This window comes from Spiroplasma endosymbiont of Sarcophaga carnaria (assembly GCF_964019595.1).
GTDB lineage: Bacteria > Bacillota_I > Bacilli_A > Mycoplasmatales > Mycoplasmataceae > Spiroplasma > Spiroplasma poulsonii.
This window is the reverse complement of the sequence record NZ_OZ026456.1, coordinates 638,302-657,739: the sequence shown is the minus strand read 5'-3', so window position 1 is coordinate 657,739 and position 19,438 is coordinate 638,302. Positions and strand designations below refer to the sequence as shown.

11 protein-coding genes and 3 pseudogenes are annotated in these 19,438 nt (G+C 26.4%); 13 read left to right on the top strand and 1 reads right to left on the bottom strand.

The annotated features are described in order from the left end of the window. Window positions 1-62: 62 nt before the first annotated feature. Window positions 63-1,025: an IS1/IS1595 family N-terminal zinc-binding domain-containing protein gene (locus AACK91_RS03965; RefSeq protein ID WP_338963247.1), complete on the top strand. Its 963-nt coding sequence runs from the start codon at window positions 63-65 to the stop codon at window positions 1,023-1,025. A 98-nt stretch (window positions 1,026-1,123) separates the two neighbouring features. Then, a pseudogene (locus AACK91_RS03960) lies at window positions 1,124-2,320 on the top strand (spiroplasma phage ORF1-like family protein); the annotation flags it as partial. 256 nt (window positions 2,321-2,576) lie between these two features. On the opposite strand, the gene AACK91_RS03955 reads toward AACK91_RS03960, so the two are convergent. Continuing rightward, window positions 2,577-2,771, bottom strand: a complete 195-nt coding sequence (locus AACK91_RS03955) for a lipoprotein (protein WP_338964334.1) — start codon at window positions 2,769-2,771, stop codon at window positions 2,577-2,579. Between the two features lie 119 nt (window positions 2,772-2,890). Here AACK91_RS03955 and AACK91_RS03950 point away from each other — a divergent pair. The 11 genes and pseudogenes from AACK91_RS03950 (at window position 2,891) to mgtA (AACK91_RS03895) (ending at window position 19,398) form a co-directional block, all read left to right on the top strand. Continuing rightward, a pseudogene (locus AACK91_RS03950) lies at window positions 2,891-3,862 on the top strand (IS30 family transposase). Window positions 3,863-4,118: 256 nt separating this feature from the next. Then, window positions 4,119-4,781: a hypothetical protein gene (locus AACK91_RS03945; protein ID WP_338964331.1), complete on the top strand. Its 663-nt coding sequence runs from the start codon at window positions 4,119-4,121 to the stop codon at window positions 4,779-4,781. Window positions 4,782-4,855: 74 nt separating this feature from the next. Continuing rightward, on the top strand, window positions 4,856-6,484 hold the full coding sequence (locus tag AACK91_RS03940; protein ID WP_338964328.1) for a lipoprotein: 1,629 nt from the start codon (window positions 4,856-4,858) through the stop codon (window positions 6,482-6,484). 170 nt (window positions 6,485-6,654) lie between these two features. Then, window positions 6,655-6,948: a pts system IIb component protein gene (locus AACK91_RS03935; protein ID WP_338964325.1), complete on the top strand. Its 294-nt coding sequence runs from the start codon at window positions 6,655-6,657 to the stop codon at window positions 6,946-6,948. 201 nt (window positions 6,949-7,149) lie between these two features. Next, the gene (locus AACK91_RS03930; protein WP_338963247.1) at window positions 7,150-8,112 is read left to right on the top strand and encodes an IS1/IS1595 family N-terminal zinc-binding domain-containing protein; all 963 of its coding nucleotides are present in this window, start codon (window positions 7,150-7,152) and stop codon (window positions 8,110-8,112) included. 177 nt (window positions 8,113-8,289) lie between these two features. Then, the gene (locus AACK91_RS03925; RefSeq protein ID WP_338964322.1) at window positions 8,290-8,421 is read left to right on the top strand and encodes a hypothetical protein; all 132 of its coding nucleotides are present in this window, start codon (window positions 8,290-8,292) and stop codon (window positions 8,419-8,421) included. Between the two features lie 78 nt (window positions 8,422-8,499). Next, a pseudogene (mgtA, locus tag AACK91_RS11590) lies at window positions 8,500-11,214 on the top strand (magnesium-translocating P-type ATPase). Between the two features lie 139 nt (window positions 11,215-11,353). Beyond that, entirely contained in the window at window positions 11,354-12,316 is a 963-nt protein-coding gene (locus tag AACK91_RS03910; RefSeq protein WP_338963247.1) for an IS1/IS1595 family N-terminal zinc-binding domain-containing protein, read from the top strand. Between the two features lie 292 nt (window positions 12,317-12,608). Next, window positions 12,609-14,144: an APC family permease gene (locus tag AACK91_RS03905; protein ID WP_338964317.1), complete on the top strand. Its 1,536-nt coding sequence runs from the start codon at window positions 12,609-12,611 to the stop codon at window positions 14,142-14,144. A 213-nt stretch (window positions 14,145-14,357) separates the two neighbouring features. Next, complete coding sequence (locus AACK91_RS03900; protein WP_338964315.1) at window positions 14,358-15,806, top strand: lipoprotein; 1,449 nt, start codon at window positions 14,358-14,360, stop codon at window positions 15,804-15,806. Between the two features lie 859 nt (window positions 15,807-16,665). Next, complete coding sequence (mgtA, locus tag AACK91_RS03895) at window positions 16,666-19,398, top strand: magnesium-translocating P-type ATPase (RefSeq protein ID WP_338964313.1); 2,733 nt, start codon at window positions 16,666-16,668, stop codon at window positions 19,396-19,398. Window positions 19,399-19,438: the final 40 nt, after the last annotated feature.

Sequence of the window (19,438 nt, the reverse complement as noted above, 5' to 3'; positions counted from 1 at the left end):
CTCTTGATATTTATAAAATATACCTAAAATTAGGTATATTTTTAATATATAGAGGTAAATAAATGATGAAAAAAATAATTACAGAATTAATAAATAGCTTAACAGATGATCAATTTTTAGAATTTTATGAAAAAATAAAACAACAAGCAGACTTAATTAAAAAACAAAAACGTTTAAATGAAATTGATCAAAAATTTAGAGATAAAGGCATTATATGTCCTAATTGCAAATCTTTTCATTGTGTTAAAAATGGTCATAATTCCGAAGGAAAACAAAAATATTTATGTAAAAAATGTCGTGCTAGTTTTGATGCATTTCGTCATCATTTTACTTATTGAAGTCATTTAAATTATGAACAGTGAAATTTATTAATTCAAATTTCATTGTTAGGACAATCTAGTAAAATAATTTCTCGTTTTATTAAAACAACCCCAAAAACCGCTTGATATAATCGACAAAAATTAATGCAATCAAAACAATTAGAAAATACACAGTTAAAATTTAAAAAATTAAATGGTCAAATCCAAATGGATGAAACATTTATTAAAGAAATTCATAAAGGCAATTTTAAAGATAAATTTGATAAACGAAAAACTCATCTCGATCCATTTTCAACTGATACCAAATGCTGTATTCAAATGGCAGTTGATAGCAATAATAATATTTTTGTTCAATCCACCAATACCAAAAGATTACAAAAACAATGGATTATTGAAAATATGAATAAGCAACTAATTAAAGAAAAATCAATAATTATTTCTGATATGCAACCACTATATTTATTAGTAGCAAAACAAACAAATTCTACTCTATATTCCACCAAAACTAGTACAAACCCTGATACTAGTTATCAAAAGTTAAATAAGATTAGTAAATTACAATCCAGTCTTAAAGAAGCCTTAATTCATTATCATGGTTTGGGTTTCACTAATATTCAAAATTATTTAAAGCTCTGAAAATGAAAATACCAACACAAAGGTTTAACACCAAACCAACAATCAACGGTATTATATTTTAACGTTTAAAAAATTTAAAGCAAAATCATAATCTTACACAAAATTAGTTTTCAAATTGTCATATTGATGATTTTTTTTATTTCATCAAGAGTTTTCGACAAAATTAAAGGATGATTTTAACAATTGATGAAAATAAAAATATTATTGCTGGTAGTTTAGAATTAACACATTTTAAACAATATTGGGATGGTAATAATGCAAATAGTTATTGGTATACTGATGATTTAGGTTTTTTATTTTCTTTCATAAAAGAAAAAGAAGATACTTTTAATTTTAGTGCTGAAACTTATAATTATTATCAAGGTAATTCTCCTAATATTGGTAAAATGGTTTTTGAACAGATGAAAGGTCAAATTGATATTAATAAATTTTTAAAAGCCTTTTTTACCCATGCTTTGGTACCTGTATTTCAAAATCGCAGTAATTTTATTGAAAGTGGTTATATTGATAATTTACAGTATGATACTGTTTTAATTAATTTTTTTGGTTTAAAATTGATTAATTTTAGAGATGTTTTAATTGATGAAACTAATACTAATAAAAATCAATTTGAAAAACTATTAAATAGTATGTTTACGGTTTCCCAAAATTTTTATAAAGATTATTTACGTACCATTTTTGATTTAGAAAATGATACTTATGTACAAGGATATAATAAAAAATATGGTTTATTAGCAAATAATGGTTTTAAAATTTATCCTCGTTATTTTTATTTTTCTGATAAATAAAATCAATTAGACATTAAATTGTATTCAGCATTTAAAAATCGTTTTTATAATACTAATTATGGTAATGTATTTAATTATGATTTTTCAGTTGCAAATAATTATAATATTAATCAAAATGAAGGTTATATTTTTGAAGGTGCTTTAAAAGATAAATACGGTTTAAAATACAAAAAAATTGAAGAACAAAAAATCGGTTATAATGTTTTTGAATTACAAGCCCAAAAAGAAAATGATATGTACCGTTATTATGATTTTAATTTTGGAATTTATAACTGACAAGAAATAAATAATGGCGGGTTGTTTCCTGATGGACAATGATGACAAGCCCAATATGAAAGTTGTAGTTGATATAATTTAGCGTGTCATATAAAAAATGCTGCAATTTGAATTGTAAATAATATTCCCGGTGTTAAACAAGTAAAAGAATTAGCAAGCGGTGTTGGTAAAATATTTCAAACAATATATAGTTTTTTTAGTCAAACATTTGAGGTATGAAAATTTAGTCCAGCATTATATAATACAATAACAAATATATTCCTATTAATTATCTTTATGAAGTTTGTTCGATTAATTTAAAAAAGGACTTGTTAGTCCTTTTATTCTTTTCAATCAATTATTAGTCCTGTGTCTTTATTAATTTCTGGTATTTGTGGTTCATTGTTTTTATTTCAACGATATACTAAATTATAGTTTCAAATAAAATCTGAATCATTTTTTAAGTGTTGTCATCAAGTGTTTTGATTATTAATAAAATTATTATCAAAATAAAATTTTGTCGTTATATAATTATTTTCATATTTATTTATATAAAAATATCATTTATTAGTAGCAGTTAAAAATTCTTTATTAGGCGCCTGTGTTCTAGGAATATTAGTTCATTTGCTATTTTCTGGTAGTTGTTGTGGTTATGGTGTAGGTTTATTACCCCCCCGTTTTCATTATTATTTGGTTTTTCACAACTAATTAATGTTGTTGTACTTGTTGCTGTTAATCCGATTACTCCTAAAATACTTAGTAACTTTTTCATATTTTACTTCTCCTTTATTAAAATTACTTGAATGCTATAATTGATTTTATCATATATCAATAATGTATTAAATAATTTTAATATTAAATTTATAAATTAATGAAAGGTATATAAATGTTATGTATAGTCATTTAAGTTTTATTGATAAGGTTAAATTGGAAAAATTATTATTATCAAAATTATTTTTAAAAAAGAATGGTGAAATAAATATTTCACAAATTGCTAAATGTTTGAACAGAAATCGTAGTACTATTTTGCGAGAAATTAAGCGTTTTAAAACTATTGATGAATATAGTGCTTATAAGTCAGATAAAATGTATTATGAGAAAAGAAAAAAGAATAATAAAAGATATAAGTTTACAGAAGAACAATTAAATTTTATTAATATAAGATTTAATGTTTATCGTGATTCTCCATCACAACCTATTCATCGTTATTTTCTAAAGTTTGGTATTAAATTTCCTGTTTGTGTTAAAACATTGTATAAATGAATTCGTTTGGGTTTTTATGGTTTTTTAAAACATAATTTACGTCATTGTGGTAAAAAATATAAAACAAAAGGAAAATTTGATAATCGTGGTAAATTAATTAATTTTAAATCAATATGAGATATTGAGAATAAAGAGACTGATGTTGGTTGATTTGAAATGGATACCATAGTTGGAAAAGAGCATCAATCTAGTAATTTGGTTTTAGTTGAACAAAATAGTAAAAGTTATTTTGTTATGAAATTAAAAAATCATACTGCTAATGAAGTTGTGGAAAAGTTTAAAGATATTGTTATAAGTAATAATTTATTTGGGAAAATTAAAGGAATAATAACTGATAGAGGAAAAGAATTTAGTAAATGAAGATAATTAGAAATATTTGCTGAAACACAAGTTTATTTTTGTGACCCTGGTAAACCACAAAAAAAACCATTAATTGAATATATGAATTCTGAACTTAGACAATGATTTCCTAAGGGAACTGATTTTAATAATGTTAGTCAACAAAAAATAAATTGAGTAGTTAATGTTATAAATGATAAATTAAGGCCTGTTCTTAATTGAAAAACAGCAAAAGAGGTATTTTCAGATAATTTTAAATAGGTTTATTTGAAGTAATTTAATAAATTATTTTTTAGTGTGCTTAATTTTCCTTAAAATAAAATAAAAACTATAAATATTTTGATTTTTAAAAATTTATAATTGATTTTTTATGATTTTTATTGTATTATTTGACTAATAAGATTTGTTGCACTTCATTTTACATAATTCCTGCTAAAATCTTAGTTTTTTTGCGGTTCTTTATCTTGCTTCATATATTACTAATCTTTCTGTTTTAAAAATAAAAGTGAAAAAAACCTTGGCAATTGTTTTTTTAGTTGTAATTCAAATTAGTTTTTATTTTTTATTAAATATGTCGCGATTACTAATTATTCATAATTTACTACACTTAATGGCTTTCCTTATTAGCTGATGAGTTTTAATCGGTAAGCACCATTTCCCAAACTATTATACTGATTCAATAATATGTGCTATTTCGATTGTGTTTGAACTCATCTTAATTGTAGTGTATGCCGTTGATAAGGTCAAAGTTAAAACACCAGATAGTGCTGTTATTTTTGGCTTTTTAGGAATTGTTTCAGTTATTGTAACATTATATTTTTTTAGACAACTGTGAACAAAATATTTAAAAATGATTTTAATTAATAAGATTTTAACTTACATTAATGCAATGAAAGCAAATCATAGTGTTTTATTTGAAAATAATTTATCTGTTGTGTTATTTTCACAAAGTGTTTTTGTTCTATTTTTAATTGCTTTTTCAGTTGATAGTTCAATTATGATTCGTAAGATTTTATTAATTTTTAAAAAACATAATATTAAACAAAACCTTAATTTTGTTTTGTTAATTGACTTAGATAATATTATTAAATGATTACAAATGCATATGTTAGTTAATAAACGTAGTGATAAGGAGTTAAAAATTGTTGTTAATGGTTATCAACGGGAGTTATTAAATTAGAATGCTCCCTTAGGTAGTTATTTTTGATTAAATAAAAGTTTTTATTAATGTAGAGAGTGTAAAGGAGATAAAAAATGAAAAAACTTTTAACTATTTTAGGTACGCTTGTTTTAACTAGTTCATCAGCTTTTAGTGTTACAGCCTGTCAAAACCAACCTTCTACGGTAAAGCCACCAGATGATCCAGATGAGCATGGGCAAGATGTTCCAACGCCAGCGACAGATCCTATTCAAGCGGCAAAAAATAAAATTATTAATAAATTAAATCGTTTTTTTGAATTAACACCAATGATTGTTGATAGTAATGATTTTCAGACCGTTAATGCGGATAATGCTTTTGATGTTTTAAAAAATAATTTTACTGAGTTTGGTGATGATTTAACATTATCACAAACTAGTTTTAGTAAAATTGAGATTGTTGATAAATCAGTAATGCATTGTGGGCAATTAGAAGTAAATGCTAGTTTTAAAGGAGAAGAATTAGTTAATCCAAAAACAAAAGATAATAATTTTGCTGTTGCGGTTACTACTAATGATTTAAAATTAACAAATGAAACAATTCAAAAATTAAATCAAAGTTTAACAATTATTTTTTCAAAAATGAATTTGCCAATTGCAGGAAGTAATTTGCCAATTGAAAATATTTTAGATATAGTTGCGCAGGTTGGGTTATTTAATAATTTACCAACCGTTATTCCAACAAAATTTGATGATAGTGATTCAAATTGAAAAAAATGACAAAATTTTATTAATTCATTAACTAATTTACCATTTGTTGGTGATTTTCTTAAAGATGGGGCAATTGATAAAACAATTAACCAGGATGTTATTATTGGAACGACAGCAACAATCACAATTAAAGCAAAATATCTTGATATTTTAAATAGTTTGGCACCAGATATTATTCATTTTCGTAATTTTATAATTGAACAACGCCAACAACAAAAATCACAAAACTTATTATTACTATTAATTCAGTATTTATTTGATGCACCACGAAATATTAACGATGATGGTTTTTTAGATGTTAATAAAGATATTAATAGTAATAAGGGTGGCAAAATTAAATTTAATACTAATTTAGAGCATATTTTACATAATTTATTTGATGGTTGAAAAAACAAAAGTAATGAATGATCAGCGGTTAGAACCCCAATTTCAATTGTGGTTGCTGTTAAAGTACTTTTTGTTACAACAACTATTAATATTAAATATGAACAAGTTCCACCACGTTGATACCAAGTAACATCAGGAACAGAAGGGATTATTGATATTCTTCCAGTTCAACAATTTAAATCTTTTGTTAATCAATTATTTGATTATGATTTAAATTCTGATTTAAAATTAACAGCGCATATTGTTAAGTGAGATTTTGATTTTCCAATTTCACTTAACACACAAATTCAACAATTGATTCCAACAATGTTGAAAATCAATGGTCATAGTGATGCAGCAATTGCTGATAGTGAAGTTAAATTAACTAGTGGTAAATTGCAGATTGAATATCAAGATGAACCAAATGGGGAATGAAAATTAGCGAAGGGTGTTGATGATCTAGTATCAGCGCTTGATATGTGAATTAATATTGGAGGGATTGCTTTTACGGTAAAAGCAATTAATGATAAAACAATTTTATTTGAAACAACTAATGAAGATTTACATATGATTTTTATTCCAGATATTAACTGAAACATTTTAGGTTAATAATTTTTTCCAAAGTTTCTATAGATTTCTTTTAAGTGAAACAAGGGATAAACAATAAATATCAATGACTTTAGTAATAATACTAAAGTCATTTTTTGAATTATTGCATTTTTAATTTATAACCAGTATAATTTAATATAATTATAAATAATAAAAAATGGAGGCTTTATATGAAAAAGATTAGTTTAATTTGTTCAGCGGGGATTAGTACTAATCGAATTTTAGATAAGATTAATGATGTTATTGCAAAAAATAACTATGATATGCAATTTTTTGCAATAACACCAGAAGAATTAGAATATGATGATTATGATATTATTTTATTAGCCCCGCAAGTTGAATATTTAACAACAAAAATAACAGCTATGCTAAAAAATAGTAAAGTTGTTGTTTTACCATCTGAATTATATATTAACAATGATTCAGAAGGAATCATTAATTTTGTTAATACACTATCTGATTAGATTAAGTAACATAATGTAAAAGACTACTTTTGCATTATTTTTTATTTTTAGACAGTATTTTTTATCAAACTTTTTATTTATTTTTCTTACAAAATAAAAATATTTTTTATATAAAAAGTATCTTTAATTTTGTCGAAAACTCTTGATATTTATAAAATATACCTAAAATTAGGTATATTTTTAATATATAGAGGTAAATAAATGATGAAAAAAATAATTACAGAATTAATAAATAGCTTAACAGATGATCAATTTTTAGAATTTTATGAAAAAATAAAACAACAAGCAGACTTAATTAAAAAACAAAAACGTTTAAATGAAATTGATCAAAAATTTAGAGATAAAGGCATTATATGTCCTAATTGCAAATCTTTTCATTGTGTTAAAAATGGTCATAATTCCGAAGGAAAACAAAAATATTTATGTAAAAAATGTCGTGCTAGTTTTGATGCATTTCGTCATCATTTTACTTATTGAAGTCATTTAAATTATGAACAGTGAAATTTATTAATTCAAATTTCATTGTTAGGACAATCTAGTAAAATAATTTCTCGTTTTATTAAAACAACCCCAAAAACCGCTTGATATAATCGACAAAAATTAATGCAATCAAAACAATTAGAAAATACACAGTTAAAATTTAAAAAATTAAATGGTCAAATCCAAATGGATGAAACATTTATTAAAGAAATTCATAAAGGCAATTTTAAAGATAAATTTGATAAACGAAAAACTCATCTCGATCCATTTTCAACTGATACCAAATGCTGTATTCAAATGGCAGTTGATAGCAATAATAATATTTTTGTTCAATCCACCAATACCAAAAGATTACAAAAACAATGGATTATTGAAAATATGAATAAGCAACTAATTAAAGAAAAATCAATAATTATTTCTGATATGCAACCACTATATTTATTAGTAGCAAAACAAACAAATTCTACTCTATATTCCACCAAAACTAGTACAAACCCTGATACTAGTTATCAAAAGTTAAATAAGATTAGTAAATTACAATCCAGTCTTAAAGAAGCCTTAATTCATTATCATGGTTTGGGTTTCACTAATATTCAAAATTATTTAAAGCTCTGAAAATGAAAATACCAACACAAAGGTTTAACACCAAACCAACAATCAACGGTATTATATTTTAACGTTTAAAAAATTTAAAGCAAAATCATAATCTTACACAAAATTAGTTTTCAAATTGTCATATTGATGATTTTTTTTATTTCATCAAGAGTTTTCGACAAAATTAAAGAAAAGTATATAATTTATTTTTTTATGTTAGAATATATGTGTATTATTTTTAACGAAAGAAAGAGTGGTGATATTTCTATGCTTGGACAACAGGAACAGTCCGGAACCAGTAGGGACCAGTTAACAAAGGGTATTAATTTTAATAAGAGTAATACATTATTTAATATTGTTTCTGACCATCAAAGAGATAATCACCGTAATTATGCATAATTATTAATATTTTTGCTTGCGCTAATTTATCTTATTATTTTGTTGTGTCAAGAAACAAAGTAGGAAAGGAAGCAGAATATGTTTGGGAGAGATAAAACAAAAGAAGCTTTATTAAAAAAGCTAAATTTTAATGATAAAAAATTAAAATCATGTTCAAAACTTAACCAAACTGAATTATTAACTGAATTTAAAGATAATCAGTTTGGTGTAAAAACTACTGATGTAGAAAATTTACAAAAAGAATATGGATATAATAAAGTAGATGCTACAAAATTTAATTGAGTTTTAAATTTCTTTAAATCATTTTTTGGACCATTTAACTTAGTTTTAATGGTAATTAGTGTTTGAAACTTTTGTGAATTTTTCTCTACTCCTGTTGCAGAACGGGGAATTACGGATGTTTTACCAGCAATTATTGTTGCAATAATGATTTTTGCAAGTGGGACTGTTGTTTATATTCAAACAATTAAAGCCCACTTTGTCACAAAAAAATTAATTAGTATTGTTAGTAATAAGGCAATGGTAATTCGTGATATTGAAGGATATGGCAACATTAATCATAATAATATGTTTGAATTAATTAAAAAAGGAGAAGATATTGATGTTCGTGATCTAGTGCCTGGTGATTTGGTTTACTTATCAAGCGGGGATATGGTTCCTGCCGATGTTCGAATTTTAGTTAGTCGTGATTTATTTATTAACCATGCTTCATTTACAGGAGAATCAATGCCAATTGAAAAGCATGCAATAACAGATAATACTAATTTATTAGAATTAGAAAATATTTGTTTAATGGGGACAAGTGTTGTTTCAGGAAGTGCAATTGCAATGGTTGTTCAAACTGGAGCCAAAACATACTTTTCATCAATTTCAAGTGCATTACAAGAAAAACGTCCATTAACAAATTTTCAAACAGGAGTACAACGTGTAACATTTTTGTTAATTATGTTTGTGCTAATTATGGCACCAATTATTTACCTAATTTATTCAGGAACTAAAAATGATTGACTAGGAGGACTTACATGAACAGCAGCGGCAGCAGTTGGGATTGTTCCAGAAATGTTGCCAATGATTGTAACAAGTAATTTAGCACGTGGGGCTCGTAAAATGAGCCGCAGCAAACTTGTTTTTAAAAATTTAGGGGCAATTCAAAATTTAGGAGCAATTGATGTTTTGTGTACTGATAAAACAGGAACGTTAACAAATGATAAAATTGAGTTAATTAATTATGCAAGTTTAGATAATAAAAAAGAAACAGATTTATTGAAACTTTTATACTTAAATAGCTATTTTCAAACGGGAATTAAAAATCCACTAGATACTGCAATTATAGATCATGTTAAAGATAGTTTACATCATTTTACTCCTGATAAATATCAAAAAATTGATGAAATTCCTTTTGATTTTGAACGTCGTCGTTTAACAATAATTGTTAAAAACGAAGAAGAAACAAAATTAATTTCAAAAGGTGCAATTGAAGAAATCATTAATGTATAAAATAAAATTTATTATCAAAATAAAATTGTTGATTTAGATGATGAAATGAAAAAACAAATTACTAGTACTGTAACACGTTTAAATAATCAAGGATATCGTGTTTTAGGAATTGGTTATAAAGTTGTCAGCGATAATAAAAAAGCATATAGTGTTAGTGATGAAGAAGATTTAATTTTTTATGGATATGTAACATTTTTAGATGTTCCAAAACCATCAGCAGCAAAAATGGTAAAAGTATTAGCAGCTCGTGGAGTTGATTTAAAAATTTTAACAGGGGATAATGCTGCTGTAACTCGTTCAATTTGTGAACGTGTTGGGATGCAAATTAAAGGGATTATTTCTGGTGAAGAGTTAGACAAATTAACTGATTATGAATTAAAACGTGCCGTTGAAATTAATAATGTATTTGTTAAACTAAATCCAATTGAAAAATCAAGAATTATTGCTTTATTAAAAGCAAATAATCATATTGTTGGTTTTATGGGTGACGGAATTAATGATGTTCCTGTTTTACGACAAAGTGATATTGCAATTTCAGTTAACAATGCAACTGATGTTGCTAAAGAAGCATCAGATATTATTTTATTAGAAAAATCATTAGATGTAATTGAACATGGAATTGAACAAGGGCGTTTAACATTTGGAAATATTTTAAAATATATTAAAATAACAATGGCGTCACAATTTGGAAATGTTTTTACATTAATTGTTGTGGCCTGGTGAATACCATTCACGCCAATGCTGCCAGTACAAATGTTATTCCAAAATTTAATTTATGATTTTTCACAATTCGCAATTGTGTTTGATCGTGTTGATGAAGATTTCTTACTACAGCCACAACGTTGACGAACAAAGGGAATGTTATCGTTTACCTTTGTTAATGGTCCGATTAGTAGTGTCTTTGACATAATTACCTTTGTTATTTTAGGATATGGCTTTGGTGTCTTTAATGCATATGCTGCTGATCCAAATTCAGCTAATGCTGCTTACCATATTGCTATTTTCCAATCGGGGTGATTTATTGAAGGATTAATTACACAATCAGTAGTAATGTTAATGTTTAGAACAAAACAAATTCCATTTATTCAATCAAGACCAACTTGACCAGTTAATGTATCAACAACACTTGTTGTGGTGTTAGGATTCTTAATTCCATATGTCTTTAACAATGTCTTTCCAATGACCGCGCCACCATTGGTATATATTCCAATTGTGTTGGGTGTCATTGCGGCATATTGTATTACCGCACAATTATCAAAAGTTGGTTATATTAAAGTGGTTAAAAATTGATTATAAAACAAAATAATGAAATATTTTAAAGGAATGACCAATAAAAAGGGTTATTCTTTTTATTTCTTTAATTTTGTCGAAAACTCTTGATATTTATAAAATATACCTAAAATTAGGTATATTTTTAATATATAGAGGTAAATAAATGATGAAAAAAATAATTACAGAATTAATAAATAGCTTAACAGATGATCAATTTTTAGAATTTTATGAAAAAATAAAACAACAAGCAGACTTAATTAAAAAACAAAAACGTTTAAATGAAATTGATCAAAAATTTAGAGATAAAGGCATTATATGTCCTAATTGCAAATCTTTTCATTGTGTTAAAAATGGTCATAATTCCGAAGGAAAACAAAAATATTTATGTAAAAAATGTCGTGCTAGTTTTGATGCATTTCGTCATCATTTTACTTATTGAAGTCATTTAAATTATGAACAGTGAAATTTATTAATTCAAATTTCATTGTTAGGACAATCTAGTAAAATAATTTCTCGTTTTATTAAAACAACCCCAAAAACCGCTTGATATAATCGACAAAAATTAATGCAATCAAAACAATTAGAAAATACACAGTTAAAATTTAAAAAATTAAATGGTCAAATCCAAATGGATGAAACATTTATTAAAGAAATTCATAAAGGCAATTTTAAAGATAAATTTGATAAACGAAAAACTCATCTCGATCCATTTTCAACTGATACCAAATGCTGTATTCAAATGGCAGTTGATAGCAATAATAATATTTTTGTTCAATCCACCAATACCAAAAGATTACAAAAACAATGGATTATTGAAAATATGAATAAGCAACTAATTAAAGAAAAATCAATAATTATTTCTGATATGCAACCACTATATTTATTAGTAGCAAAACAAACAAATTCTACTCTATATTCCACCAAAACTAGTACAAACCCTGATACTAGTTATCAAAAGTTAAATAAGATTAGTAAATTACAATCCAGTCTTAAAGAAGCCTTAATTCATTATCATGGTTTGGGTTTCACTAATATTCAAAATTATTTAAAGCTCTGAAAATGAAAATACCAACACAAAGGTTTAACACCAAACCAACAATCAACGGTATTATATTTTAACGTTTAAAAAATTTAAAGCAAAATCATAATCTTACACAAAATTAGTTTTCAAATTGTCATATTGATGATTTTTTTTATTTCATCAAGAGTTTTCGACAAAATTAAAGTTTTATTTTTTAATGGAATTACTATTTTAATGTTAAAATTTTAAATATACTTGTGTTAAAATTTTGACATTAAATAATATAGGAAGATTATTATTTAGCGTTTTATAATTTTGAGAACTGAAAAAAATAAATTAATGGAAAGGGTGATGTTAAATTATGCAGAAAAAGGCTGCTCAAAAATATGGATTTTTTATGTGCTTTTGTATGGTTGTTGGAACAGTTGTTGGAACAGGGATCTTCTTTAAAAACGAGGGGGTTTATGGTCTAACGAATGGTAATGGAATTTTAGGGTTAATTGCTTGAATTATAGGAGGTGTTATGGCACTTTCATTTGGATTATCGTTTATGGAAATTTCGTCGGCAAAACAAGATTCTAATTCAGGAATTGCTTTATATGCAAAATTATTTGGTGGTCAACGTTTTGGCCGTGTTGTCCGAAATGCAATGAATCATATTTACATTCCGTTAACTACTTTTACGGTGGCTTATTATACAACAAAAGCATCAATTTGAGCTTTTGGTGGTGGCTTAGCGGCCGAAGTTGCGTTTAGTGAAAGGGTTGGTGGTTATGGAAATTATCAGTTAATATTAACCTTTTTTGTGGTTTTTTATACTATTTTATTAATGTATATTTGTACTTATTTAGAAAAAACTGGGAAGTATATTCAAATGACAACCGTTGTTTTAAAGTTAATTCCGTTAGTTTTAGTTGGTTTAATTGGAGTGTTCTTTTTTAAAAATGATCCAAATGCTTTTAGTGAATCTGGTTTAGGAGATCCTGATAAATATAAATTGGTATCAAACAAAAGCGGATTTGAAATGATTTTAATGGCTTTGCCGGGAATTTTATTTTCATTTGATGGGTTTTTATCAACAACATATATTCAAAAAGATGTTAAAAAACCAGAACGTAATATTCCATTAGCATTAGTATTAGGATTAACATCAGTTACTATTCTTTATCTAATTGTTTCAATTGGAACTTTAAATTTAGATGCTAGTGGAAGCGTTGCTGCTGCCGCGGGAAAGATTTTTAATAATCCTGTTGCAAATAAAGTTTTTGAACGAGTTATTTTCTTCTTTATTTTAATTAGTGCTTTTGGAACTTTAAATGGTTATAGTTTCTCAATGGTAAAATTAACTCGTTCATCAATTGAAGATAATTTTATTATTGGGACAAAATTGTGTAATAAAATTGTTGCGAAGCGTAGTCTTAATTTAGCAAACTTTGTTGCAGCAGTAATCATAACATTATTATGAGGGTTAATTATGGGAATTCCAACCATTTTTGCAAAAGAAACGTATAATTTTTATGATTTTATTAGTAATGCTGGTGTTGTTGTGGCTTTTCTAATGTATGGCGCAATTATTGGGTTAGGAATTTGAAATCGTTATCACCAACGGATTAAAACAGCTAAAAATTGATATTTTATTCCAGCTGCTGTGATTAGTGTGCTTTGTATTGTAACAGTTATTAGTTATAATGTTTATTCATATTTCTTAAATGCAATTGTAATGTTAGAAAAAACAGGACCAATTTTAGCAATTGTTTGATTACTTTTAATTTTAGTTTTACCATGACTTGGTTTATGAATGAGAGATAATGAAACAAAAGTGAAAAATATTACTTTTAAGAACGACATAAATGTTCAAAACAATAGTGCTAATGGAAAGATTAGTGCTAACAGAACAGATAATATTGAAGAAAGTAAAGATAATGAAACGTAGTTAACAAAAAAATTAAACATATCTAAAAGATATGTTTTTTTATTGTTAATAAATCCCCCTTTTTCGGTAGGGGAATAAATCTGTTGAATGGGGGAGTTTTTCTTAGTTTACCCCCTAAAATAGGTAAAAGTTTATTTTTTATGTAAAATCCACTTGCTTTTTTTTGCAATAATCAAGAATTATATAGAAAAATACAAAGGAGAATATTTTATTATGAAAAAACTATTAAGCATTTTGGGGACTATAACATTAATAAGTACAGGGACAACTTTCCTTATTAGTTGTAGTAATAAGATGACTGATGATAATGAGCCAACTGATGAACCAGCTGCTGCGAAGGATGCAAAAATTTTAAATGAAATTTCAAAGCGAGCTTCAAATAGCTTGCAAAAATATGCTTCAAAAAAATCAATGATTGATGAAACAAACTATGATATTAGTTTTGAAAAATTATATAAAATGGTAACATTAACTAATCCATCAGTTGTGCTTGCTATTGATAATCCTGATGTAGCAAAAATTTTACAATTAATTAGAACAGGTTTTAATGCTGAATTTGAAAATATTAATCGTGAAATTATTAACGATTATCCAAATTATTATCCAACAGCTGAACAATTAGCGGTTGTGGAGAATTCAATTAATTATCAATTAAATTATATTGACTTAACACAATTAGCAAAAATAACAGGAGTTGATGTTACAAATGTCAATGCTGTTCGATTGGATTTTAGGTTTAATTTTGTTGTTCGCTTTAAAAGTTTGGAAACAACAGTGCCAGTTACAATTTCATATGTTTTAACTGGAAATGCTAAAATTGTTAATGATTTATTATCAGGGGTTGTAGCAAAAGTTGCAAAACCAATTGTTAATTATTTTAACCAAATTAAAAGTATTAAAATTGATAGTAATCAAGATTTTGAAAAATTATATGATAATTTTGATATTATTTATACTAATAACTATGAAGAATTAGATACAATTGTAATGCATAAACTTAATGAACCTATTAAAATCGATGATGATTTAGCACCATTTAAAGATAAAATTACTTTTGTTGATTCAGAAAGAATGTTAAATTTAGTATCAGCGCCAATTACGGAAGCGGCGGCCGGTAATGTGGCCGGTTCTAATGCTGTTTTTGACCTGGTTGCAAATCGAACAACAGCAAAATGAAGTGGTGAAGGATTTAATCCTGATCAATTAACGGGACAAAACTTTTTAAATTTTTATCGGTCAGTTATGCCAATTTTTCAAACAAGTAAAGGAATTCTACAGTTAGGGTCATTTAATGTTAAATTATTAAAAGTTCAAGTTGCTGGGTTTCCATTATCAGGAGTTGTTGCAGATAATAACAATCAAAACTTAAATGTTAGTGTTGAAGTGTCTGATCAAGGATTAAATAAAAAGTTAACAAATTTTGGTAATATTATTGCGGCATTTAATGAGTCATATAAAGCTTTAACAACTAATGCAATGTTATATTATATTGATGGAAATGATAATATGCTTTATCCAAATGCTTCATATAAACCTGGTGTGACATCGGGCGGAAATGTTTATTGAACATTTGATTATCGTTTTGGTGTTGACAAAGATAGTTCCTTTATCTATTCGGTTTATAGTGGATATCGAACAAGTTTTGGAATTATAAGAGAGTAACAATAATAAGTGATACTAATGTCAAAATTAAGGTTACTTTCCTTTTTTTAATGATATAATAAAAATATAAATTTTATTAAAGTAAAAAAATATTAAATAATGAAAGTATAATCCTTATCGTGATTATACAAAAACAACTATGCTTTCACAATAATTAACCTGTTTTATTGGTAATTTATGAGAGTTTTAGTTTTTTAGAACTCTTTTTTTATCACTGGTACCAAAATAGCAACATTAAAGGTGTGTGGTTACTAATGATTATTATTCACAATGCTATGTCTTTTTGTCCAATTTTATTTTGAAGTATCTTTTTGAATACAAAGTATATTTTGTTGTTTAGAAAGAAATATGTTCCCCCAGCAGAGGCCATTTTATACAAGATATCAAAACAAAATAATATGCTGCTATAATATTTAAGAAAAAGGATAATGCCTAGTTACTAAACGATTATTAGGAATCAGTAAAGCTAAAGCATAATTGCTGAATATATGTTAGTTTTTTAGTGAATGCCAAACTAGGCCATTATTTATTAATCTGTTATGATACAAAATAATATATAATCTAATAAAATTTTCCAAAAACAAATAAAAATGATATTAATTTTATAATTAATATCATTTTTTTATTTTTTGTTAATTAATATTCTGGACTTTTTTGCATTATTTTCGTTATAATTAATATATAAGTAATAACAAAGAAAGGCTGTGGTATGAACTATTCAGATGTATAAAAATTATGAAAAGAAAGTTATTATGGATTTAGGAATTTTATTACTTTGCAGATTTAATTTAAATTGTGTTAAAAGTCCTAAATTTATAATGGTTTGAATGTAATTTTTATCGGAGAAAGGAGTTTTGTAATGGCGAAAATAATAACTAAATTTAAAGGTGATAATAAAGACTTTAAAGGACGAAAAAAGGAAATTGGGTTTTTAAAAACAGATGAAATTAAACAAATTTCACAATTTTCGCAAACGGAAATTTTAGAGCATTTTGATCTTAAAAATTTTGGGTTAGATTATGATGAAGCAAAAGAAATGGGAAAAAAATATGGTGATAATTCTCAACAAAAAACAAAGTTTCATTGGTTTAAACATTTTTTAAAAGTATTATTAAACCCCTTTAATATTGTTTTAGCAGTAATTGCAACTTATAATTTGGTAAGTTATTTTACTTTGGGTGGCGATAGCTTTGAAATAATTGGTGTTATTATTATTGCTATTATGATTATTATTAGTACCACAATTGCCTACATTCAAGATATTCGTAGTTTTTTAGTTACAAAAAAATTAACTGATTTAGTTAGTAACACCATTACGGTGATTAGATTAGAACATAATGAAAAGGTTGCTGAGGTTTCCGTTAATAATAATACTAGTTTAATTCGTGAGGCAAAGGAATTAGAAATTCATGAATTAGTACAAGGAGATTTAATTTATTTATCAAGTGGGGATATGGTTCCTGCTGATGTTCGAATATTATGAAGTAATGAGCTTTTTATTAACCAGTCAAGTTTAACGGGTGAATCACTGCCAGTTGAAAAGCATGCTAGTTATAACTCACATAAACCAAGTTTATTAGAATTAGAAAATATCTGTTATACAGGAACTGGTGTTGTTTCGGGAAGTGCAATTGCAATTGTTGTTGGGGTTGGTCAAGATACATACTGTGCGACAATTTCAAAAACATTACAAGTTAAACCACCAGAAAATAGTTTTAATCGTGGAATTAAAAGAACAACATGATTATTGTTATCTTTTATGTTTGTGATGGTGCCAATTGTGTTTGTTATTAATGGGGTGACAAAAAATGATTGATTAACCGCATTGTTATTTGCAATTTCAGTTGCCGTTGGTTTAACCCCAGAAATGTTACCAATGATTGTGACTTCTAATTTGGCACGTGGAGCAAGCCGGATTAGTAAAGCGAAAGTTGTTGTTAAAAAACTAGAGGCCATTCAGAATTTAGGGGCAATTGATGTTTTATGTACTGATAAGACAGGAACTTTAACAAATGATAAAATTGAGTTAGTTGATTATCAATTATTAGATAAAAAGAAAGATGATCGGTTATTAACATATTTATATTTAAACAGTTATTTTCAAACGGGATTAAAAAACCCCTTAGATAAAGCAATTATCCATTATATTGATGATAATCATTTATCAAATTTTAAAAATGATTATCAAAAAATTGATGAAATTCCGTTTGATTTTAATCGTCGTAAGCTGACAGTAGTTGTTCGTGGTAAAGATGAGCATCATACGTTAATTTGCAAAGGTGCAATTGAAGAAATTGTTAAAAATTGCACCAAAATTGAATATAATGGGCAAGTTGAAGATTTAACTGCAGAGCATTTACGAATGATTAATGCAACAACTGAACAAATGAATACTCAAGGGTTGCGGGTTGTTGGTTTGGCATATAGTCATGGTCATGACACTGATACGTATTATTCACCAGCTGATGAAAAGGATTTAATTTTCTATGGTTTTGCTTCGTTTTTAAATAAACCAAAGCCATCAGCAGCAAAGATGATCCAATTGTTACGCAAAAATGGTGTACAGTTAAAAATTCTAACTGGTGATAATGAACAAGTAACACGAGCAATCTGTGATCGTGTTCACTTAAAAATTAAAGGGGTTGTCACGGGTGATTATATTGAAAAGCTAAGTGAATTTGAACTTCGTGATGTTGTTGAACAAAATAATGTTTTTGTAAAATTAAATCCATTGCAAAAAGCTAAAATTATTACTGCTTTAAAACAAAATAAGCATATTGTTGGTTTTATGGGTGATGGCATTAATGACGCGCCGGTATTACGCCAAAGTGATGTAGCTATTTCGGTTGATAATGCAACCGATATTGCGAAAGAAGCATCAGATATTATTTTATTGGAAAAATCACTATTAGTATTAGAAAAAGGAATTGTCCAAGGACGACAAATTTTTGGAAACATTTTGAAATATATTAAAATTACAATTGCTTCCAACTTTGGGAATGTGCTAAGTATTTTAGTAGCATCAGCATGATTGCCATTTCAGCCAATGATGCCAATTCAAATTTTATTTCAAAATTTATTGTATGATATGTCACAATTGGCAGTTGCCTTTGATAAGGTTGATGCTGATTTCTTATCAAAACCACAAACATGGACAACAAAAGATATTTTACCGTTTGTCTTTATTAACGGGCCAGTCTCCTCAATTTTTGATATTTTAACTTTCGTTGTGATGGGTTACTACTTTGGAGTGTTAAGCAATCCACAACATATTACTGCCGAACAAGTGACTTTATTCCAAACAGGATGATTTGTTGAAGGATTAGTAACACAAACTTTAATTGTTCAACTATATCGAACAAGAAAAATTCCATTATTTCAATCAATGTCATCATGACAATTATTGGTGGCGGGGGCTGCCGTGATTGCAGTGGGAATTGCATTACCATACACATCAGTTGGACCACAATTAAGTTTAGCGCCATTACCAGCAATATACTTTGCTTGACTCGCCTTATTAGTGGGTGGTTACTGTTTTATGAGTCAAGGCGTCAAAGTATTTTATATTAAAATGTTTAAACGATGATTATAGATTTACGATTAGTAAATCTATTTTTTATAAAATAAAAAAC